This window comes from Chitinivibrionales bacterium (assembly GCA_014728215.1).
In the GTDB taxonomy this organism is placed as follows: domain Bacteria; phylum Fibrobacterota; class Chitinivibrionia; order Chitinivibrionales; family WJKA01; genus WJKA01.
The window spans coordinates 79,646-100,619 of record WJLZ01000141.1 but is presented as its reverse complement, the minus strand read 5'-3'; the positions used below and the strand labels follow the sequence as shown (position 1 = coordinate 100,619).

19 protein-coding genes are annotated in these 20,974 nt (G+C 46.4%); 4 read left to right on the top strand and 15 right to left on the bottom strand.

The genetic code is table 11. From position 1 onward, the window contains the following. From GF401_12195 to aspS, 6 genes are all read right to left on the bottom strand, one after another. Window positions 1-409: hydrogenase nickel incorporation protein HypB (locus GF401_12195; protein ID MBD3345814.1), on the bottom strand; the 409-nt coding region annotated here is incomplete at its 3' end. A 3-nt stretch (window positions 410-412) separates the two neighbouring features. Beyond that, the gene (locus GF401_12190) at window positions 413-751 is read right to left on the bottom strand and encodes a hypothetical protein (GenBank protein MBD3345813.1); all 339 of its coding nucleotides are present in this window, start codon (window positions 749-751) and stop codon (window positions 413-415) included. Window positions 752-1,035: 284 nt separating this feature from the next. Beyond that, window positions 1,036-1,770 carry a hypothetical protein gene (locus GF401_12185; protein ID MBD3345812.1) on the bottom strand — a complete coding sequence of 245 codons (735 nt, stop codon included), beginning with the start codon at window positions 1,768-1,770 and terminating at the stop codon, window positions 1,036-1,038. 83 nt (window positions 1,771-1,853) lie between these two features. Further along, window positions 1,854-2,543: an AAA family ATPase gene (locus tag GF401_12180; GenBank protein MBD3345811.1), complete on the bottom strand. Its 690-nt coding sequence runs from the start codon at window positions 2,541-2,543 to the stop codon at window positions 1,854-1,856. Between the two features lie 57 nt (window positions 2,544-2,600). Then, window positions 2,601-4,691: an elongation factor G gene (locus GF401_12175; protein ID MBD3345810.1), complete on the bottom strand. Its 2,091-nt coding sequence runs from the start codon at window positions 4,689-4,691 to the stop codon at window positions 2,601-2,603. Window positions 4,692-4,949: 258 nt separating this feature from the next. Then, window positions 4,950-6,731 (bottom strand): aspartate--tRNA ligase, encoded by a 1,782-nt coding sequence (gene aspS / locus GF401_12170; protein MBD3345809.1) that lies wholly within the window; start codon window positions 6,729-6,731, stop codon window positions 4,950-4,952. Window positions 6,732-6,956: 225 nt separating this feature from the next. Between aspS and GF401_12165 the strand changes: the two genes are divergently transcribed. Together GF401_12165 and GF401_12160 are read left to right on the top strand one after the other, a co-directional pair. Then, on the top strand, window positions 6,957-7,556 hold the full coding sequence (locus GF401_12165; protein MBD3345808.1) for a hypothetical protein: 600 nt from the start codon (window positions 6,957-6,959) through the stop codon (window positions 7,554-7,556). Between the two features lie 33 nt (window positions 7,557-7,589). Continuing rightward, complete coding sequence (locus GF401_12160; protein MBD3345807.1) at window positions 7,590-8,051, top strand: DUF3157 family protein; 462 nt, start codon at window positions 7,590-7,592, stop codon at window positions 8,049-8,051. A gap of 12 nt (window positions 8,052-8,063) precedes the next feature. On the opposite strand, the gene GF401_12155 is transcribed toward GF401_12160, so the two are convergent. Both GF401_12155 and GF401_12150 read right to left on the bottom strand, forming a co-directional pair. Beyond that, window positions 8,064-8,918, bottom strand: coding sequence for an SDR family NAD(P)-dependent oxidoreductase (locus GF401_12155; protein ID MBD3345806.1), 855 nt, complete (start codon window positions 8,916-8,918; stop codon window positions 8,064-8,066). A gap of 23 nt (window positions 8,919-8,941) precedes the next feature. Then, window positions 8,942-10,771: an ATP-binding cassette domain-containing protein gene (locus tag GF401_12150; protein MBD3345805.1), complete on the bottom strand. Its 1,830-nt coding sequence runs from the start codon at window positions 10,769-10,771 to the stop codon at window positions 8,942-8,944. Between the two features lie 99 nt (window positions 10,772-10,870). Here GF401_12150 and GF401_12145 point away from each other — a divergent pair, with 99 nt between their 5' ends. After that, complete coding sequence (locus GF401_12145) at window positions 10,871-11,449, top strand: phosphatase PAP2 family protein (protein MBD3345804.1); 579 nt, start codon at window positions 10,871-10,873, stop codon at window positions 11,447-11,449. A gap of 30 nt (window positions 11,450-11,479) precedes the next feature. On the opposite strand, the gene GF401_12140 is transcribed toward GF401_12145, so the two are convergent. From GF401_12140 to GF401_12120, 5 genes are all read right to left on the bottom strand, one after another. Beyond that, window positions 11,480-13,033 carry a phospholipid carrier-dependent glycosyltransferase gene (locus GF401_12140; GenBank protein ID MBD3345803.1) on the bottom strand — a complete coding sequence of 518 codons (1,554 nt, stop codon included), beginning with the start codon at window positions 13,031-13,033 and terminating at the stop codon, window positions 11,480-11,482. Between the two features lie 3 nt (window positions 13,034-13,036). Beyond that, window positions 13,037-14,389 carry a magnesium transporter gene (gene mgtE / locus GF401_12135; protein ID MBD3345802.1) on the bottom strand — a complete coding sequence of 451 codons (1,353 nt, stop codon included), beginning with the start codon at window positions 14,387-14,389 and terminating at the stop codon, window positions 13,037-13,039. Window positions 14,390-14,499: 110 nt separating this feature from the next. Further along, complete coding sequence (locus GF401_12130) at window positions 14,500-14,763, bottom strand: FeoA family protein (protein ID MBD3345801.1); 264 nt, start codon at window positions 14,761-14,763, stop codon at window positions 14,500-14,502. A gap of 14 nt (window positions 14,764-14,777) precedes the next feature. Continuing rightward, window positions 14,778-15,473 (bottom strand): hypothetical protein, encoded by a 696-nt coding sequence (locus tag GF401_12125; protein ID MBD3345800.1) that lies wholly within the window; start codon window positions 15,471-15,473, stop codon window positions 14,778-14,780. After that, window positions 15,470-15,937 carry a hypothetical protein gene (locus tag GF401_12120; GenBank protein MBD3345799.1) on the bottom strand — a complete coding sequence of 156 codons (468 nt, stop codon included), beginning with the start codon at window positions 15,935-15,937 and terminating at the stop codon, window positions 15,470-15,472. Before GF401_12120 ends, GF401_12125 begins: the two co-directional genes overlap by 4 nt. 170 nt (window positions 15,938-16,107) lie before the next feature. On the opposite strand from GF401_12120, the gene GF401_12115 reads away from it, so the two are divergent. Then, the gene (locus tag GF401_12115; GenBank protein MBD3345798.1) at window positions 16,108-17,298 is read left to right on the top strand and encodes a hypothetical protein; all 1,191 of its coding nucleotides are present in this window, start codon (window positions 16,108-16,110) and stop codon (window positions 17,296-17,298) included. A 21-nt stretch (window positions 17,299-17,319) separates the two neighbouring features. On the opposite strand, the gene GF401_12110 is transcribed toward GF401_12115, so the two are convergent. Both GF401_12110 and GF401_12105 read right to left on the bottom strand, forming a co-directional pair. Beyond that, entirely contained in the window at window positions 17,320-18,036 is a 717-nt protein-coding gene (locus GF401_12110; protein ID MBD3345797.1) for a PHP domain-containing protein, read from the bottom strand. A 135-nt stretch (window positions 18,037-18,171) separates the two neighbouring features. Further along, complete coding sequence (locus GF401_12105; protein MBD3345796.1) at window positions 18,172-20,925, bottom strand: pyruvate, phosphate dikinase; 2,754 nt, start codon at window positions 20,923-20,925, stop codon at window positions 18,172-18,174. Window positions 20,926-20,974: the final 49 nt, after the last annotated feature.

The window sequence follows — 20,974 nt, the reverse complement described above, 5'->3', positions numbered from 1 at the left end:
GAATTTCACATCCCTCAAGCTCGAGATGATCCAGAGCATGCGCAATGCTGTGTGCGTCAAGATGACATGCACCCTGCGTTTCGATCTGATAGGCCCGGCTTCCGGCCCGAATCACCCGTTCCGAATCTCTGCGGGTCTGAAGATCGCCTTCAATGACCGCAAGCCTGTCGCCAAAATGATTTGCCAGTGATTCGATCAAGGATGTTTTACCGGCTCCCGGAGAACTGATCAGATTTAAAACGAACAGTCCTTTCTCCTCAAAATAGCTGCGGTTTCGGAGGGCAAATTCATTATTCTTATTAAGAACATCCAACCCAACGTCAACGTGTTTGTGAGAATGGGTATGTTCGTGAGTATGGTCATGAGTATGCATATCCGACGGTGATGTGCATCCACAGGTGTCGCACATGGATCATTCCTCCATTTCTATTGAATCGACAGTAAATTCGGCGCCCGACAAAACGGTTCGTTCGAGGGACCCACACGAGGGACAAACCTCCATTAAACCATCAGCACTGTATTCGTTATTGCATGCGGTGCAGCGGAGTCTGGCTTCGGTTTTAGTGATACAGAGGCGGGCGTTTTTAAAACCCTGTTCCCGGGCGAGTTCGTCGAAACCGAACTGAAGCGACTCTGTCCAGATTCCCGCCAGAGGGCCGACCGTGACATTTACCTTCCGAATCGCTGCTTTTGACGGTGCCTTTTCGGAAATAATATCCAGTATGTTTGCCGCTAAAGAGAGTTCATGCATTTAACACACTAATTCGCTCAATAATTATCAACTTCAATAATTGAAAATATATCATCCCCTTTCCCCTGCGTTACGCAGAGAGGGGATTTAAAGAGCCGCAGGCTCTTTTTAGGATGACGTTTATCGAGGGGCATTATTTATACCGGTAACCCGCTCTTTTGTGTTCGTTTATGGGATTTGAATCGTCTAAAAAACAAAGGCGGAGCTTTTATACTCCGCCTTTTTAGTATTTCAATCCGATTTCAGAGGGTATTCATTATTCATGAGCCGAATGGTATTCGATTTTATTCTGTACCCTGATTAATAAGATATTTTGCGGCAACCGCTTCGAGCGGCTGCGGAGGAGTTTCTCCCTTAGTAAGCCTGCGGAGTGCATCCAGATCGGATTTCCATACCGGGTCACCCGGCGCAACAAGACAGGCGGATTCGGATTCATGAACAGTATAAAGACGTCCTTCTTTATAATAATAATGCTCTTTACTCTCTTCGGTCGGATAGGCATGCATCAATGGAGGTATATCGTTGGGTCTGAACCAGAGTTTGATCTCACGTTCGGCTTCTTCTCTTGAAGCGGATGCATGAATGAGATTTTCCATGTATTCGTCTTTTACATTTCCCTCTTTGTCTTTCATGGGAACGATCGTGCCCAGCGATCTGATACATCCCGGTTTTGTTTCTCTAGCTGCCAGAGGATTGGTAGGTCCGCAAATCTCACGGATTTTTGTTACCGCCGAGGGGCCCTGGTAGACAAGGGCGATGACACGCCGTTTCCAGGGATCATCGGAATAATGTATCCGGCCGGTAATATAATCGATAAGTGAAGTATAGAAATGTTTGCCCCTATGTTCCGTATAATGCTCTTTGGCAAGCATTTCATTTACATGGACTATTTTTACTCCTGCAAAACGGAGGCCGGTATGAAACTCCGACAGAAGAGAAAGAACATAGCCGGTTAATGAATTTTTCAAAGCGTCGGGTTTGATAAGCACCAGGGTTTGTTCGAGTTCCGATTTGTTCATGACGGATGTCCTTCTTTTTGGGATTGTGGTGATATAGTCCCCTTACAATTGTTCGAACCAGGGGCACATTTTGATGGGTTCCTTTATTCTTTAGATATCAAAAGTGTCTTCGGATCAAGCACAAGATGCATGTCATGAATATCGGTGTTGTCATGATCCTTCAGGAGCATTAAATGTACCGAGTCATTCTGAGGCTGGAGCCGGATTATCAATTCGAAATCCTCTTCCCTGAAATTCCGGAGAATGGAAGGTTCCTGATCCTTGGGCGATCCTGCCACACCGAACCAGAATGAAAGACCCAGTTTATTTGCAAAGCCTTTGATTTCAGCTATTTCATCATCGGTGGCTTTTGCAAAATCATAGCAGTCTACGACAACCGTATCGACATGAAAATCGACATTGTCGATTATCGATTTCAGGCGTTTTTCAATTTCCTGAAGATGAAGTCCACTTTGGGTGAAATTCATGATAATACGGTTTTTGACAATTTCATCATGCACTTCCTGTGCATTTTCCAGGTTCGTCCGCCGGGAAACTTCGGTATAAATATCTTCATACCAGGTGGTTATGTGGTCGGCCGAATCGCTGAACGATACATGGACGACATGTTTATTTTGTAACAACTGGTCGGTAGCGATATGCACAAGGCATGCTGTTTTTCCTGTTCCTTTGGGTCCGACGATAGCGCCGATGCTACCCACAGCCAGTCCGCCGTGGGTAGATTTCTCCAAGATGCGCACCGGACTTTTTGAAATCAGCTCTGAACGTAACATTATAAAAATCCTTTCACGATAAGAAGACTTTCGCCGCCTGCGGAATGACGTTTCTTTTTATGATGATATTTTGCGCCTTTTATTTTCAAACTCTTTTTTCAATTTTTCCGCAAGCTGTTCCGGTACCCGGTCATAATGGGAAAACTCCATGGTAAACTCACTCTTACCTTGCGTCAGAGACCGCAGGGCGGTGGAATAGCCGAACATTTCACTCAAAGGCACATCACCTTCAACCTGTGAAATGCGTTCGTCTTCGGAGGTAGAACTGATAATACCCCGCCGTTGGGTAATACTTGCGATAACATTACCCTGGAATTCGGGAGGCCCCTCAACCGAAACCCGCATGATCGGCTCGATTATTTCCGGACCCGCCTTCTGATAGGCCTGCCAGAAACCGCCGATCGCAGCACTCTTGAACGCCACCTGTGATGAATCAACCGGATGGTACTTACCATCATTGATCGTTACCTTTACGTTAACAATCGGAAAGCCGATAAGGGTGCCTTTTTCCAGACAGCTCTGGAAACCGCTGTCACAGGATGGAATAAATTCCACCGGGATAACGCCGCCCTTGATTTCATCGACAAATTCATATTCCTTCTCATGATCGGGTTCAAGAGTACCGGCCACCCGGGCAAACTGTCCGGCGCCACCAGTCTGTTTCTTATGGGTATAATCGAAAGGAACACTCTTTTTAATCCGTTCACGGTAGGCTACCTGCGGCATGCCGGTATTGAGTGAAACGCCGTACTCTCTGCGCATCCGTTCGAGATATACATCGAGATGAAGCTCTCCCATACCACTGATAATGGTCTGACCCGATTCTTCATCGAGGTATGTCCGGAACGTGGGATCTTCTTTGGTAAACCTGTTGAGTGCCTTGGCCATATTGTCAGCCGATTTTTTGTCGGCCGCTTCGATGGAAATCGAAATCACCGGTTCGGGAACATGCATATGGGCCATGGAATAGCGGCATCCTGCGCCGTTAAATGTGTCACCCGATGCACAATCGATACCAAATAAGGCGACAATATCGCCACACCGGGCTTCGTCGATTTCTTCCTTGGTATCCGCATGCATGCGCATAAGGCGGCCCACTTTGAATGTTTTGCCGGTTCGGGAATTACACAACTCGCCTCCCTTTTTCACCGTTCCCTGATAAAGACGGACATAGGTCAACTGTCCGAAACGGCTGTCCTCAAGCTTGAATGCCAGGGCTACCAGCGGCTTTGACGGGTCCGGTGTAAGGGGAACCTCTTTTTCTTCATCATTATTAATATCAAAAGCATAGTTTGTAACTTCAGTGGGACAGGGAAGATACCGTGTTACGGCATCGAGCAATGGTTGCACGCCTTTGTTTTTATAGGCAGTACCCATGAAAACAGGAAGAAGCTTGAGTGAGAGTGTACCCATCCGTACGGCTTCATGAATGAGCTGTTCGTTGACCGCATCCTCAAGATAGGCTTCAGCCAGTTCATCCGAATAGTGGGATACCTCATTCAGCAGAATGTCATGATACTCGTCGGCATTTTCACGGAACTGTTGGGGAATCGGTTCTTCCCTGATAACGCTCCCGTCATCGCCATCAAAATAGAGGGCTTTCATGCGGATAAGATCGATAAGGCCTATCAGCTTTTCCTGTTCTACCATCGGGATTTGCATAAGCACGGCATGATGACCCAGCTTTTCACAGAGCTGCTTATGGACAAGATAGGGATTGGAACCGGTGCGGTCGAGTTTGTTTACAAAGGCAATTCTCGGCACCTTGTATCGTTTGAGCTGACGGTCGACGGTCATGGTCTGGGATTGAACACCCCCCACTGCGCATAAAACCAATATGGCACCATCAAGCACCCGAAGCGCGCGTTCCACTTCAATGGTAAAGTCAACATGGCCGGGCGTATCGATAATGGAAACTGTGTGATCTTTCCAGTCCACGCTCGTTGCTGCAGATGCAATCGTGATTCCCCGCTCTTTTTCAAGCTCCATGGAATCCATCGTGGCACCTTTCCCATCCGTGCCACGAACCTCATGCATGGCATGAATCTTTTTACAGTAGTACAGTATCCGTTCCGTCAGGGTTGTTTTCCCTGAGTCGATATGCGCACTGATACCAATGTTACGCAATTTTCCAATGCTCTTAGACATCTGATGCAAACCTCATGTTGTTAAAAATTTTTAAGTTTCTTTTAACTATTGCCCGATTCGGACAGCCATCAAGAAGGTTTACTCTATGGCTGCCGGAATTGAACTATAAAAGACCGTGCCGTAAAAATTATTTGCCGGCAAACTGCTTTTTTTCACTACTTTTAACAGATACGAAATTGTTTCTTGTTTATTATGCCCCGTTCTACAACGAGGCCCGAAACCAGTTCCATTCTTTATAATCCAGCTATGCTTCCAGTCTCAGGCTTCTTCTTTTGCAGACGGCAGCAGTTTGATATGTAGTTCCCGCAATTGCTCTTCACTGGCCCGGCCCGGAGCGTTCATCATAAGATCCTGGGCTTTCTGGTTCATCGGAAAGGCAATGACTTCACGGATATTCTGCTCCTGTGCCAGAAGCATTACAATACGGTCGATACCCGGAGCTATGCCGCCATGGGGCGGGGCGCCATGGGTAAAAGCATTGATCATGGCTCCGAATTTTTCATCAACCATCGCCTTATCATATCCCGCTATTTCAAAGGCTTTATACATTATTTCGGGACGGTGATTCCTGATTGCACCCGAAGAGAGCTCCACACCATTGCAGACAATATCATATTGATAAGCAAGTATCGTGAGGGGGTCACGGTTTTCGAGTGCATCCATTCCGCCCTGGGGCATTGAAAAGGGGTTATGAGAGAAAGCAACACTGTTGGTGTCATTGTCCCACTCGAACATGGGAAAATCGACAATCCAGCAGAATTTATAAATATCTTTATCGATAATATCGAGTTCGTGGGCGATTTTTACCCGGATGTCGCCGATCAAACGGCATGCTTCAGCTTCCTTTTCACAAATAAAGAAAACGACATCACCGAGTTTTACATTGCAGCGTTCGGTAAGCTGCGCCACCTTTTCTTCGGAAAGGAATTTTGCTATTGGTCCCTTGATTTTCTCGTCGGTCCACACCAGATAGGCCAACCCTTTGGAGCCGATCGAAAGAGCATACTCAACCATGCGATCGAAAAAGCTTCGTGGGCGGTCTGCTATTGCCGGCACCGGAAGTGCACGGACTACACCGCCTTCAGCAACGGCATTTTTAAAAGCATTAAAATCCGATTCGCCGAATATATCGGAAACATCACAGGCCTCAAAGGGTATCCGAAGATCGGGTTTATCGGAGCCGTATTTCAGCATCGCTTCTTTATAGGGAATCCGGGGAAAAGGCGGTTTGGTACTCTCGCGCGATGAATGCTCGGTGAACACACCGGAAAGAACATCCTCAACCACCGCAAAGATATCTTCCTGCGTGACAAAAGACATTTCAAGATCGAGCTGATAAAACTCACCGGGTGAACGGTCGGCCCGGGCATCTTCATCCCGAAAACAGGGAGCGATCTGAAAATACTTGTCGAAACCTGCAATCATCAGAAGCTGTTTGAACTGCTGCGGCGCCTGGGGAAGAGCATAAAATCTGCCTGGATGTATCCGTGATGGTACCAGGTAATCCCGGGCGCCTTCAGGAGAAGAACTCGTGAGAATAGGGGTCTGGAACTCATTAAACCCGTGCTCAATCATTCTTCGCCGAAGGCTTGATATGATTTTGGAGCGGAGAATGATATTCTCGTGGAGACCGGGTTTGCGTAAATCTAAAAATCGGTACTTCAACCGGAGTTCTTCAGGCGCCTGCTCTTCGGGAAATATGCTGAATGGAAGTTGTGTGCAGAGGCCTAATACTTCGTAGGATGATACCTTTACTTCAATTTCTCCCGTCGCCATTTTGGGATTGATGTTTTCATCGGTTCTGGCCATGACTTCACCGGTAATTTTAATCACCGTCTCTTTATGAAGATGACCGATCTCATACTGAAATCCCGCATCGGGGTAGATAACGATTTGTGTTAGACCGTAATGATCCCGAAGGTCGATAAATAAAACTCCACCATGGTCGCGGCGGTTATGGATCCATCCGGATAAAACTACTGTTTCTCTAACATTCGACTTGTTCAATTCACCACAGGTGTGAGTTCGATATTCGTGCATTACAAAATTTCCCTGAAACTACAATTATATAACACATTTCCCAAAAATGAGGTGATAATATACAATATGGCATTTTTTGCAGCTAAGAACTCGAACGCCGATAGGGAAATTTTTTAATTTTTTAACCCAAAACCAATGGAAATACCCCCGCCTTTCATATCACAGAACCGATATTTATATTTGTATATAAGGATATTCCAGCACTTTTAAGGAGAGGAGTCGGGTATGCACAAGTATTTTTATTGTACTTTAAGCGCTTTGATAATGGTTACTGCTGTTCTGTATGCGCAGGATATGACACTTACGCTCGATGACGGCAGGGATGTTACGCTGTATAACGACAGCACCTGGGCATTCAAGGAACTGGGCACTCCCGATATTTCCGAAGATGTCTCAATGACCCTGCAGGATAACAGAATCCTTCTTCTTCGGACAGATAACACTTGGAGTTTTGTAAAAAAGGGACAGCTCAAGAAAGTGCACAAGATAAATCTGATGTCGGTTAATGCCACGGCAACGGCCAAGCGGGGGACGGTTACCCAATCATCCAAATCCGCGACGAGCCAGGCGCTGGATAAAATAATCAAAAAATTCAGAACCCACCTTAAAGACCCCAAAGTTTCAACAAAATTAATTACCGCATGTGTCAAATCTCAGTATAATCCCAAAGAAGTTCATCATAATGTACTGAAAGATAATGCAGTAAAAGCAAATATCGAATACAATCGGGAAAAGATCCAGAAGGTTTGTGATTGTATCGATGAACAGCTCGAGATAGCCAGACTGGAAAAGGCCAAGAAAAAGGCAGAGGCCGAAAAGAAATAAGGCCGAGTATATGAGATAAAACAGGAGGGGGCCATGAAAACGAGTGAAATTCTGACATGTGTTGCTTTTGTATCACTCTGTGCGGTTGTGCCATTAGCGGGGGCGAATGTTTATGTTACCCTTGAAGACGGCCGGACAGTGGTGCTCTATCCCGACAAGACCTGGGATTATGTCCAGAACGATGGTCCCGCCAAAAAGAAACTCGATCTTAATCTTCAGAAACTCATGGGAAAGGGTATGGCTAAAAAAGGCGATTTGATGAATTCACTTGCAGTGGCTAAGCGGGAGGCCTGTAAAAGAATAGCAAAATCGCTTCGAAGCTATATTCCGATTCAGGATGCTTCCGATGATGCTCTTTTGCAATGCATTGAGGATGAAGCTGACGCAGCTGAATTTTCCAAAAACTTTTCAGAGGATGGCACCGTGAAAGTAGAGATTGTGCTGGACTACGATAATATTCAAAATATTCTTGGTTGTTTAGGCTACGACACCTGAGATTTCCCGGTCTCATTCACTGTTTTTTTTCTGACCCTTCTTTTGCCATTTCCGCCGCATATTGGCCAATTTTGGCATGACCGAGTAATAGAGCCACCGGGGCATATATTTACAGGCCATTCCCATCATTTTATATCGTAGTCCCGGTATGTAAACAACCTTTCCCTTTTTCAGCGCTTCCATGGATTTATCGACAACAAATTCAGGAGATACCCAGAGCTGGGAGGGGAGCGATGAGAGGGGAATTCCCCGGCGAGTATGGAATTCGGTTCTGGTCCATCCGGGGCACAATGCCTGCACCTGGATACCTTTGTCTCTGACTTCTAAATGAAGTCCTTCACTGAAAGAATTCAGGAAAGCCTTGGTGGCATTGTAGGTTGCACATGATGAACTGGGAGTAAAGGCTGCTACTGAAGACACGTTAATAATAACACCAATTCGGCGTTTCAGCATGCCGGGGAGCGCCGCCCTGGTAAGACACATCGGCGTAACACAATGGACCAGCATCATTTCTTCATGAGTGGAATAGGGAACTTCGGCAAAATTACCGGTAATGCCGAAACCCGCATTATTGACCAGGGTATGAAGTCTGTCGAGTTCCTTGATTCTGTCGGCAACCCGTTCCCGGTCTCGGGGATCGGAGAATTCCGCAAGGAGAATTTCCACCGAGGTTTTATATTTGACAGTTAACTCTTCAGCAAGAGTCTCGAGTCTTTTTTTCTGGCGACCGGTAATGACAAGGTCGAAGCCATCCTTGGCCAGGCGGGAGGCAAAGGCTTTCCCAATGCCGCTTGACGCACCGGTTATTACGGCAATCGGGTTGATCCGGGTGGGTATCGAACGTGTTGGAAATCGTGGATCTGGCATAAATGTACCGTCGTTTGTCGTTGTTATGGTGATGAAAACTGTATGTCATAAAAATACTTATATCGATTGTTCAACTGTATTAGTTCTTCGTGCGTACCTTTTTCGACAATCCTGCCGCTGTCCAGTACGATAATCTGATCGGCGTGACGGATTGTTGAAAGCCGGTGAGCAACGACCAGTGCGGTCCTGTTTTCCATGAGATTGTTTATCGCGTTCTGGACTAGACGTTCCGATTCGGTATCCAGTGAAGATGTCGCTTCATCGAGGATGAGAATAGGAGGATTTTTAAGCAGTGCGCGAGCAATGGATATCCGCTGGCACTGGCCGCCCGACAGCATAATCCCGTTTTCTCCAATGACTGTATCGAATTCTTTTGGAAGCTTCCGGATAAATTCCATGGCATTGGCAGCATTTGCCGCCGCGATTACCTGTTCTCTGCCCGGATTTGCCACACCGTAGGCGATATTGTTAAATACCGTGTCGTTAAACAGGACCGTTTCCTGAGCCACAATGCCGAACAGGTGACGCAGGCCGACAATGTCGCATTCCCGGATATCCTTGTCATCGATAAAGATACCGCCCGATTCGATATCATAAAAACGGGGTAGAAGGTCGAGTAAGGTCGATTTACCACATCCGCTGGATCCCACCAGGGCGGTAATATGCCCTCGTTTGATCGTGAAACTGACATCCTGAATAATCCGTTCATCAGTCTCGGGATAGGTGAAATTTACATGCCTGTACTCTATCTGGTCGTTGAAAGCCGGGACTTGACTCTGCTTGAACGAAACAAGGGGTTCGGTTTCGGTATCTAAAATATGGAAAACTCTTTCCGCACCGGCAAGGCCGGTCTGAATCGTGTTATTCAATCCGCCCATCGATTTAATCGGTTGGTAGGATACCAGGAGAAACACTACAAATCGAATAAAATCTTCACCGGTCATGAATGAGGTTGTATAAACCTGGTTGCCGCCGAACCATAGCAGAGAAACAGCCAGAAAGAGACCGAAAATCTCGGTGAGTGGACTGGTGAGTGATCTGATTTTGGATGATTGGAATGCGCTTTTGGTATAGTTCTGATTTTCCCCCCGGAATTTTCTTGTCTCCACTTCATTCATATTGAACATTTTGACGGTTCGGACCCCACGGACTGTTTCGTGAAGCACCGATAAGAGCCCTTCAATATTCTCTAAAACCCGCTTGCTTCTACGGCGAACCGACTGGCCGATCTTAACTATGATAAAACCCAGCAGAGGATAGACCACAAAGGTAATAATAGTCAATTTGAAATTAATAATACAGAGGATCGTGACAAAAGAGATCAGACGGAATGGTTCGGTGATCAGCTTATTGAATGTATTGGTCATGGCTGCATTAACGTTGCCGACATCATTGAGGATAATCGACAGGATTTTCCCCGACCGATTCTGATCGTAATAGGTCACCGGAAGCATTAGCGCATGGCCGTAGAGCTCATTTCTGAGGTCCCGCACCACATTGAGATTTAAAATTGCCATGATAAGTGATTTTACATATAAGAACAGGTTTTTCATGGAGAAGGAAATAATGAAGATAATACAGACTCTTCCCAGCCTGGCGGTCGGTGTACCGGCTTCGATAAGCTGCGCAACCCAGTACTTAATTATTTCGTTGAGATTCTGAATGGTGAATGCCGGTTTAACAACTTCTGCTTTTTCCGGAGTAAAAAGTGAACTAAGGAGGGTCGGCACGACCCAGACGGAGATGCTTTCGAATACCACAATAAAAATCGAGAGAAGAACTGCAATGCCCAACATGCTCGAATAAGGCCAGATATACGAAAGCATCCGGAAATAAAGATGCTTTTTTTTCATTGTTTTTTGACGAATACCTTTAATATCCTGCGACAATTTCCTATTTTACAGAACTGCTTACTCTATAGAAAACAAAATACTTTTTGACCACAAAAAACCATGATTCAAAATATTATCGAATACGATATCACCCTTTTTCTTCTCATTAACCAGTATAACACTATCTTCTTTGACTATTTTTTTCTTTTTATTACCCAGTTCGGCAACGGCTGGGTCGTTGCTCCTGTTCTGACTTTTCTAGTGGTTAAGAAAATTCCCAGAAAGCTTCTTCCCCAGATACTCTTTATTTCGGTAGTTGGCATAGTGGGGAGTGGAATGGTCAATCACCGGATAAAAAAACTTATCGACCGTCCTCGGCCTCTTCTCTACTTTCAAATTCATAATGATCAAATATCCCCCGAAGATATTCATGTTGTCGGAAAACCCTGGAAATACCGCTCATTTCCTTCTGGCCATACCAACACCGCCTTTTCTGCTGCTACTTTATGTGCATTTTTATTTGGTGGATGGTACTATCTCACCTTTATCCTCGCAGCTCTGGTGGGCTATTCCCGTATCTACATGGGCGTTCACTTTCCTTTAGATGTCCTGTTCGGGGCAATCGATGGGATTCTGATGGTAGTCGTGATTGTGGGCGGTTATAAATGGATCTTTTTGAATTCAAAGCGTTCCGAATAATTTTCTTTCGGTGTCTTTTTCCCCCTCAACTTATTGTTTCCTGCCCTGGTAGTTGAAGCACCGGTAAAGATAAAACGTTCGTGCCGGAAAACCTGCTCTGGTAACTGTTAGAGCCGGAACTTTTTCGATACGTTCGAAATGGTAATGCCGGGCAGGATCGTGATTAAACCGGTTGTCGGCAATAAAAAGGCCATGATGTCCTTCTTTGCCCTCAAGGCTTCCCCGACCCCAGAGATCGAATTGCTCCGGTGATCCACTGATTGAGATTACCTGATAATGCTCGTTGGTATAAAAAGCCACTTGCGAGGCGATATTGTAGCGGGGGGCAAAGAGAAACACCGGTTTATCCGTCTGTTCCCGGAGAAGATCCACCTGTCTGCTTATCTCTTCAGCAGCCTTCGGCCATCCGTATAATTCACCGGTAACATCTTCCTTAGGTTTTATTTTTGCATCCGGTGCAATCATTCGTACCGCAGGCATAAGCGATTGAGCAAAAGGATAGAGCGCCTGGGCATGAAGAAGGACCGTGAAAAGAAGGCTGAGTCCAAAGGCCGTATATCCGTATCCGGTGATCGTCTTTTTATGCCGTACAGTGTTTTTTGTTTTATACTCATGAAATAATTTTGTCATGATCAAAAAGGAAGCGATATATCCCATAGCCGGCCAGTGCGGTTTTGTGGTTGGTGAAATGCTGCAGGCCAGTGAAAAGAAAAACACATAGGGTATCGACATAGAAGATAAGAAGAGCATTTCGAGTTTTTTATGTTTGATGCCCTGGTATAAACCAACCCCCATCGCAACGAGACTTCCGATAAACACCAGTGGAGACAGATATCCCAACTGTCCCGATAAATAGAGTTGAAAGGGACGCCACGACCACGAGCGGCCGGCATTGCGGTCTATCAGGTGAAAGGCAAAGGATGGGAATCCTCTGCTCCAGTTCCAGTAGAGTACCGGTGTAAAAATGAGAATGCCGATGCAGCAGGCAAGCCAGGGTTCTTTGCGTTTAAGCCAGAACCGGTGTTCTTTTGAGATAAGCAGAAACATCAGAACACACAGAGGTAACACGACCATATTGTATTTGCTGAGAAGACCGAAACCGAAGATCGCTCCAAGGAAATACCAGTCGGCAGCCTTTGTATTCTTGACGATTTTCCAGAAGAAAAAAATCGCCAGAAGCCAGAAAAGGGCAAGAAAAGCATCAGGGACCATCATGAACCCGCCGATTGCAAAAAGGGGAATAGCCGAGACAAATACCACCGTAGTAAAGGCTATGCTGCGGTTTGTAAATACCATAAGTGAAAGCGTGTAGAGGATAATAAGAAAAATTGTCGACGAGGCCATAGCTCCAAATCGGAAGCCGAATTCGGTATTGCCGAATATTTCACAGGTAAGCCGCCCGATCCAGGAGGTGAGTGGTGGATGGTCAAAATAGCTGAGGGCAAGATGTCGTCCCCATTCCCAGTAATAAGCCTCATCATCACCAAGACCAAGCCAGGAACCGTAGAAAACCCGGATCAGGGTAATGGCGGCTAAAAATATCCAGAAATTTCTGTGAGTTCGAATTGACACAATTATTAGAATCTCCTAAATTTTTAAAATCCATTCGGCAACCGAAAAGTAAATGAGCAGTCCGGTAGCATCGGCAATAGTAGTGATAAGCGGACTGCTTGCAACTGCAGGATCCAGCTTTAATTTGTTAAGCAGAAACGGAAGGACCATACCAACCAGGTTGGCCACGACAACAATGCTGACCATGGTGATACTTACCACCAGTCCGATTTTCATTCCTTCAATGCCCATTCCACCTCGCAATAAGCCTAAAAACCAGACAATTATCCCGAGCGTAATGCCAAGAAGAATGCCCACAAGAAGTTCTTTTAAAAGAGTTTGAAACCATTCGGAAGGATTCACGTCTCCGGTTACCAGGGCGCGGATAATAAGTGTCGCCGATTGTGAACCGGAATTCCCGCCGCTTGCCAGAAGAATCGGGATAAAGAAAAGCAAGCCTATCGCCCCCGTCAGAGATTCTTCAAATGCTGCGATTACTCCGGCCGAGAGAAGGTTCATGAATACCAGGGCGATCAGCCATCCGACCCTTTTTACGTAGAGATCGAGCGGGCTTGCGCGATGATAGCTCATGTTTAGCGGCGAAACAGCGGCAGACTTGTGAATGTCTTCGGTGACCTCCTCTTCGGCAACATCCATTGCGTCATCAACCGTAACAATGCCGATCAGTATTCCCTCCGAATCAACGACCGGTGCAGCGATGATATCGTACCGCTGTAATGTCGATACCGCCTTTTCCCGATCGTCAAATGCCGAGAGGCTGATAAATGAATGGTCCATCACCTCCTTGATTTTGTCGCCGGGATCGGCAAGGATAAGCCTCCGGAGGCGGATGTCGTCGAGAAGCTTGCCGGATGAATCGGTGATATAGAGCCGGTTGATATTGGCGTTGTCTTTGCCTTTGGCGCGGATATGCTCCAGAGCTTTTCCTACTGTCCACTCCGGGTTCAAAGCCACATAATCGGGAGTCATCAGACGCCCGACACTCTCATCGGGATATCCCATTAAAAACCGGGCTTCCTTTAAATCTTCGTAACTTAAAAGCCCCAGAAGTTTCTGTGTGATAGTTGCGGGAAGTTCTTCAAGAAGCGCAGTACGGTCGTCGGGCTCGAGATTCGCGAGAATCTGACGGGTTTCTGCATCGGTCAATTCTCTGAGCAACGCATCCTGATCTTCAGGCTCCATATAGGAAAAGAGCTCAGCCGATACTGCCCGGGTAAGAGAACGAAAAATCAGTACCTTCTCTTTTTTGTCCATTTGCTTGAGAAGGTCGGCTATTTCGGGGATCTCCCATCCTACAATGCGTTGACGGATTGCATTCCAGTTCCGTTGCTCGATCAGTTCCTCGATTTCCTGTTTTACTGCTTCCATGTCTGCCCTTTCAAGAATGCATCCCTTACTGTTTCATTGATCTCCGCTATTCACCCGGTATGTGCATCGGTGCATGCCGTATACAACGTGCTCTCTCTAAATCGGCGAAATCATTCTTTAGAATTTAGTTCAGAAACATCTTCAACTTCAATGTTTTCCGCCTCACATACTCTCAAACTCAAATGGGAACCTTTGATTTCAATCGCCATAGGATCCCGCAGGGGGGCGTATCTGATAATTGTAAGCTTTGCCCCTTTGACAATGCCCATCTCGAGAAGGCGTTTTTTAAAGGCTCCCGAACCGGTGATACCGGCGATACGAGCACTATCGCCTTCTTTGCATAAACTGAGTTTCTTTCTGGTTCTGCCATTCATTGCTGATGTCTCCGTCAGTTGGTTAAGGTCACTTTTATTTTATGACTTTGACCCCGTCTGAGGGCTATTCTGCTCTGACCGATATTGATAACAATCATCCCCCGACCATTGTGCATAACCTGCCCCTCTGTTCCGGGAACCAGCCCCAGTTCATGAAGCCGGCGGACAATTCCGTGTCCTCCTCCCTTGCCGTGGGATGGTGAAACTTCGATGATTCTGAATGTCCCACCGCTCTGGACCCTAGTGAGAGGAAGTATCTGTGATTCTTCGCCAAAACACTGTGAACAGAGACCGTTGATTTGCATTTTATGGGAAAAGGCATGGAAACCATGTTCCCTGGCTGCCTCAACCTGCTCTTCCTCGAGAGTGGAAGAATAAAACTCGATTATCTTTCCACATTTCAAGCAGTATAAATGGTCGTGATGCTCACCAATATGGTAGTGCTCGTATCGCTCGACACCGTCGGCAAATATCCGTTTGGTTGCAAAACCGAACTCTACCAGTAAATCGATAGTCTTTTTGATATCCGGCTTTGTAATGGTAAGCCCTTCCTCTTCTGCAAAACACTCGATATCGGCAAGGGAGACATGGTGGTCGGCTGAGAAGAAGTATTCCATGATCCTGTGTACCGAATCGGTAACCGGAATGGAATGGAGGCTGAGAAGGCGTGTGCATTCGGCAAGTATCCTCCGATGTGCCCGCGTATTCATGGTGCAATTTTCTCCTTGTGTTTTTTCTGACAGTGAGGGCAAAGACCATATATCTGTAATTGGTGACGGGTCATGAGAAAATGTTTTTTTTGAGCAAGCGTGCAAATACGCTCTTCCATGGCCTTATCGGTAATTTCCAGAACCGTGCCGCACTCTTCGCATACCATGTGTTCGTGATGAGTCGTTCCGGGAATAAATTCGTAGTAGGAGTATGATTGATCGAGATTTATACGGCGAACAAATCCTCCGTTTTCAAGGTGGCCGATTGTTCGATAGATCGTGGCTCTGCTTACCGGCGTCTTTTTCTTGCGGAGATTTGCGGTCAGCTCTTCAATGCTGAAATGTGAGTGATTTTTAAATATCTCTTCCAGAATGGATTTCCGCTGGGACGTGCACAGGCATCCCTTTTCTTTCAGATATGCGGTAAACTGTTTTTTTGCCGTGGTAATCGCTTTGGTGCTCATGGAAAACCTTGAGTTTGAGACTCATTCTCAATCTAATGTACTAGTATACTATCCGGAACGGAGGGAGTGCAAAGAATCATTTTTTTTTATATCTATTTCTCATGCCCATTCGAATTATTATATTACAAGAAGTAATTTCTAATGGTGGTATAGGTAAACAAAGGATAATTATGCGTACAATGGTTCTGTTTTTTCTTTCTTGTGCAAGTACTGCGCTTTTTGCGCAGGAAGATACCGGTATAATCAGGGACCCCGACCTTGTTATGCTGACCCGGTTTGTTACCGCCGATGTCCGGAGTGAGGCGCTTGCCGGTGCGGGATGTGCTTTATTCGGAGGGATTACTACCGCGCATATCAATCCGGCTCTTCCCAATGCATTCAATAAACAACAGAAAATCAGGCATTGTATGGTCAATACCGGTTATTCAAGGGATTCCTTGTTTACCAGCCACAATGTGCCTGCGGGAATAAGCTGCTACCTCGGTGAACCGGGTACAATCGGGATTCTCTTCCGATACCTCAAACAGGATGACCAGCGCCGGATCCATGAGGGTGTTTTTAATTATTCCGGGCGGATGTTCGATAAGAGTATCGATCAGGGGGCAGTCGATTTCGGTATAAATCTGCGCTACGAGCGTCTGGAATGGCAGACTTTTGATCATGATTCGCTCTATAGGTATACCTACCGTAAAACATCCATCGATTCTCCCTGGACCGTAACCAGAGGAGCTGCCAGTGATGAAACCGAGTGGGGAAAAACCCGGGCCCAGCGTCTCATCTTCGATCTGGGCTTTGTGCAAAAAGGGATTGCCGACCGGCTCGATTTCGGGCTGACCTTTCACGACCTGCTTGGCTACTCCTGGATACGGCAAAAACCACATATTGGCAACAAAGTAGAAGAACTTGATTCTACCCTGGTCGATACAATCAATAATGGATATCAAATAACACACTATACCGATTCGCTCTATTATGTTCACGAATATAAAAAGAGCGAAGAATGGATTCCCAGCAAATACAAAAGGCTTACCGTCGGTATCGCTTATCACCCTTCAATTTCTCAGAACAATGTCCAGCTCAGTATTCCCGCCGATCTCGGTTTTATCGGGCTTTTCGACAAAGAAACGCAGACCAGATTTACTCTTCGCGTTGGCGTTGAAGCTAATTTTCTGGAGAATTACTACCTCCGGTTCGGCTTTGCCCGTGCTCCGCGGGTCATATATACCGGCGATCTTGACGGCGAGAAAAATATGAATACCAACATATTCACCGGCGGTGGCGGACTGCGACTTCATCCCTTCTCGGCCGATATTTCTATCGGCAAGGATTCGTGGGGAGTGGGAATCGGAATTGTATTGTAAGCATGTCCCCGTTACTTCATTCTAATACTTTTTCTTGTTTTTTCGCCGCTCTTCGATAAACGCTAAACCGGCCTGAGCGTTTTTGGTAACAATGAGTTCGTCGGGATAGCCCGCAGCTTCAACGAGCGGCTGCACCGAATCATCAAGACCAACTTCGTTTATCGCGTGAGCATCACTGCATACCGCTATTCTGCATCCCATGCGTTTGTAAACAGAAAGACTTTTTTCCATCGACGATCGTTCAAAGCGGTTACAGAGGATTTTTGAATTATTGATTTCAAGAGCAACGCCATGTTCGACAGCTGTTCGGGCAAGCCGTTCGATATCAAGAGGATAGTTTGGTGTTTCGGGATGGGTGATTATATCGATTTGTGGATTACGCTTGATTGCTGCAATCATGGCATCGGTGTAGGCCCGTGAATCATTCTGCTCCATGAGCTTATGATGGATACCGCACAGTACAATGTCGACATACTGCAACTTTTCCTCGGGAAAATCGATTTCACCTGAAAGGCTGATAAGATTTGATTCAGTTCCTTTCAGCATTATGATCCCCGGTACAGGATCAAACAGGCGGTCATAAAACGGGGGAGGGATCCTGCTGTTGAGTGCGGGACCATGATCGGTAATGGCCATGGCCGTCAGCCCCCGCTTTTTCCCTTGCTCGAGCATTTCCAGAACTGAATGAACCCCGCAGAGACTGAAATGGCTGTGAACATGAAAATCTATTTGGAGCATACTTTAAAATTTCCCCCACGAAATATACGGAGGGGAACCGGAAAGAGATTGGATGGTATGATTTAAAATTTCTGATTTAATAAGAAAAAGCAAGGCATGACTGCCTTGCTTTTTCTGAAAGTTATACAAAAGAGATTATCTCTTTTTTGCTTTTTTCTTTGCAGCCTTTTTAACAGGAGCTGCAGCAATAGAAGCGTGAGCTGCGGCCAGTCGTGCGATAGGAACACGATAGGGTGAACAGCTTACGTAGTTCATACCGACCTTATAACAGAAATTGACCGAGGCCGGGTCACCGCCCTGCTCACCGCAGATACCGACTTTGAGTTTTTCACGGGTACTCCGTCCTTTTTTCACACCCATTTCGATAAGCTGACCAACGCCGTCCTGATCGATAGTCTGGAACGGATCGTCTTTGAGGATATTCTCATCGAGATAATCATGGAGAAATCCGCCGATATCGTCACGGCTGAAACCAAAGCTCATCTGAGTGAGATCGTTGGTACCGAAAGAGAAGAATTCTGCTGTTTCCGCCATCCTGTCGGCAAGAAGCGCTGCCCGTGGAATTTCAATCATCGTTCCAACCAGATGGTTGATTTTCCGGATATTCAGCTTTTTACAGACTTCTTTATGTACCCGATCGACAATCGCTTTTTGAGCATTCAGTTCATTGACATCACAGGTGACCGGGATCATGATTTCTGGCATGGCTTTTGCATTATTCTTTTTCAGCTCACCGGCTGCTTCAAGAATTGCGCGAACCTGCATTTCGGTCACTTCCGGATAGGTAATACCGATACGAACACCCCGGTGTCCCATCATCGGGTTAGTTTCATGAAGAGCTTCACCGCGCTTTTTAACCTCAGCGGCACTAATACCAAGGCTCTTGGCCAGTTCACTTACTTTGGCTTCGCCCTGAGGCACGAACTCATGGAGCGGCGGATCAAGAAGACGGATAGTTACGGGCAGTCCGTCCATAACTTTCATCGTGTTCTTGATATCGCGCTTTACATATTTAAACAGGTCTTTAAGAGCGCTGCGACGGTCTTTATCGCTGTCACTGAGGATCATTTTACGGAGAAGGAAAAGCGGTTCATCACTGCCGCCGCCATAAAACATGTGCTCGGTACGGAACAGACCGATCCCTTCAGCACCAAAATCACGGGCAACCTGAGCATCTTCGGGGGTATCCGCGTTGGTTCTGACACCGAGGGTACGATATTTGTCGACTATTTTCATGAAATGCTTAAAACGAGGATTTTCCGAGGCATCCATCATTTCGATCCGGCCCTCATAAACAAGTCCTCTGGTGCCATTGAGAGTGATGTAATCACCTTCCTTATAAGTGACACCATCAATGATCATAATTCTGCTCTTTACATTAGGTTTGATCATGCCTGCGCCGACAATACAGCATTTACCCCATCCACGGGCAACAAGCGCTGCGTGGCTGGTCATACCGCCCCGGGAGGTCAGGATACCCGCCGCGGCGCGCATTCCCTCAACGTCTTCCGGTGAGGTCTCTTCACGAACCAGAATAACGACTTTTCCTTTTTTATGCCATGCAACAGCTTCTTCGGCAGTAAAAACGATTTGCCCACAGGCGCCGCCGGGTCCTGCAGGAAGACCCTTGGCAATAGCTTTTGCTTTCTTTTCCGATGCCGGATCAACAATGGGATGCAACAGTTCATCGAGCTGCGCAGGTTTCAGGCGGGTTACTGCCGTCTTTTCATCGATAAGTTTTTCGTTAAGCATGTCCATCGCCATGTTGAGCGCCGCAGTTCCGGTCCGCTTTCCAACACGGGTCTGAAGCAGATACAGCGTGCCTTCCTGAATGGTGAACTCGAGGTCCTGCATATCTTTATAATGCTTTTCGAGTTTTCTCTGGATTGCGTCGAGTTCCTTGTAAAGTTTCGGATAGGCTTCTTCCAGTGACGAAAGATGCTCGTTCTGCTCATTCTTGGTTTTTTCGTTAAGCGGATTCGGCGTCCGGGTACCGGCAACAACGTCTTCACCCTGAGCGTTCACGAGCCATTCACCATAGAAGGCATTTTCACCGGTGGCAGGGTTACGGGTGAATGCGACACCGGTTGCAGAATTTTCGCCCATATTACCAAATACCATTGCCTGGACATTAGTTGCAGTTCCCCACTCGTCGGGAATGCTTTCAATACGACGGTATGAGACAGCACGCTTTCCGTTCCAGCTTTTGAAAACAGCGCCAATACCACCCCAGAGCTGCTTTTCCGCATCGTCGGGGAATGGCTTTTTCAACACTTTTTTCACTTTTTTCTTATAGGCATCACAGAGAAATTTCAGATCCTCAATCGTCAATTCGATATCATTGGCGTACTTTTTTTCTTCCTTGAGTTCATCGAGTATCTCTTCGAGTTGAACACGAATGCCTCTGCCTTCTTCCGGTTCGATGCCTTCAGCCTTCTCCATAACCACATCGGAATACATGGTAATAAGACGGCGATAGGAATCATAAACAAACCGTTCGTTGCCTGTTTTATTAATAAGGCCGGGGATTGTATCGGTGCACAGGCCGATGTTCAAGACAGTATCCATCATACCCGGCATCGACTGACGTGCTCCCGAACGGCAGGAGAGCAATAGCGGATTTTGAGTATCGCCATAGCCCATACCCATATCTTTTTCGACCTTCTTCAAAGACTTCATCACCTGATCTTTCAGGCCTTCGGGGAACTTTGCACCTGCAGCAAAATAGTCATTACAGCAGTCTGTCGTAATCGTAAAACCGGCAGGAACAGGAATCCCCAATCGGCTCATTTCAGCCAGGTTGGCGCCCTTTCCTCCAAGAAGGTTTTTCATTTCAGCTTTGCCGTCGGTTTTGGTCTTACCAAAAGAATACACATACTTTTTTGGCATTATTTCCTCCATAATTTAAATTGTTATGACCATCATAGTATTCATTGAT

Bases quoted from the DNA above. Each gene is read 5' to 3' on its own strand.
- GF401_12190 (MBD3345813.1), bottom strand. From the start codon at position 751: ATGCATGAACTCTCTTTAGCGGCAAACATACTGGATATTATTTCCGAA.
- GF401_12185 (MBD3345812.1), bottom strand. From the start codon at position 1,770: ATGAACAAATCGGAACTCGAACAAACCCTGGTGCTTATCAAACCCGAC.
- GF401_12180 (MBD3345811.1), bottom strand. From the start codon at position 2,543: ATGTTACGTTCAGAGCTGATTTCAAAAAGTCCGGTGCGCATCTTGGAG.
- GF401_12175 (MBD3345810.1), bottom strand. From the start codon at position 4,691: ATGTCTAAGAGCATTGGAAAATTGCGTAACATTGGTATCAGTGCGCAT.
- aspS (MBD3345809.1), bottom strand. From the start codon at position 6,731: ATGCACGAATATCGAACTCACACCTGTGGTGAATTGAACAAGTCGAAT.
- GF401_12165 (MBD3345808.1), top strand. From the start codon at position 6,957: ATGCACAAGTATTTTTATTGTACTTTAAGCGCTTTGATAATGGTTACT.
- GF401_12160 (MBD3345807.1), top strand. From the start codon at position 7,590: ATGAAAACGAGTGAAATTCTGACATGTGTTGCTTTTGTATCACTCTGT.
- GF401_12155 (MBD3345806.1), bottom strand. From the start codon at position 8,918: ATGCCAGATCCACGATTTCCAACACGTTCGATACCCACCCGGATCAAC.
- GF401_12150 (MBD3345805.1), bottom strand. From the start codon at position 10,771: ATGAAAAAAAAGCATCTTTATTTCCGGATGCTTTCGTATATCTGGCCT.
- GF401_12145 (MBD3345804.1), top strand. From the start codon at position 10,871: ATGATTCAAAATATTATCGAATACGATATCACCCTTTTTCTTCTCATT.
- mgtE (MBD3345802.1), bottom strand. From the start codon at position 14,389: ATGGAAGCAGTAAAACAGGAAATCGAGGAACTGATCGAGCAACGGAAC.
- GF401_12130 (MBD3345801.1), bottom strand. From the start codon at position 14,763: ATGAATGGCAGAACCAGAAAGAAACTCAGTTTATGCAAAGAAGGCGAT.
- GF401_12125 (MBD3345800.1), bottom strand. From the start codon at position 15,473: ATGAATACGCGGGCACATCGGAGGATACTTGCCGAATGCACACGCCTT.
- GF401_12120 (MBD3345799.1), bottom strand. From the start codon at position 15,937: ATGAGCACCAAAGCGATTACCACGGCAAAAAAACAGTTTACCGCATAT.
- GF401_12115 (MBD3345798.1), top strand. From the start codon at position 16,108: ATGCGTACAATGGTTCTGTTTTTTCTTTCTTGTGCAAGTACTGCGCTT.
- GF401_12110 (MBD3345797.1), bottom strand. From the start codon at position 18,036: ATGCTCCAAATAGATTTTCATGTTCACAGCCATTTCAGTCTCTGCGGG.
- GF401_12105 (MBD3345796.1), bottom strand. From the start codon at position 20,925: ATGCCAAAAAAGTATGTGTATTCTTTTGGTAAGACCAAAACCGACGGC.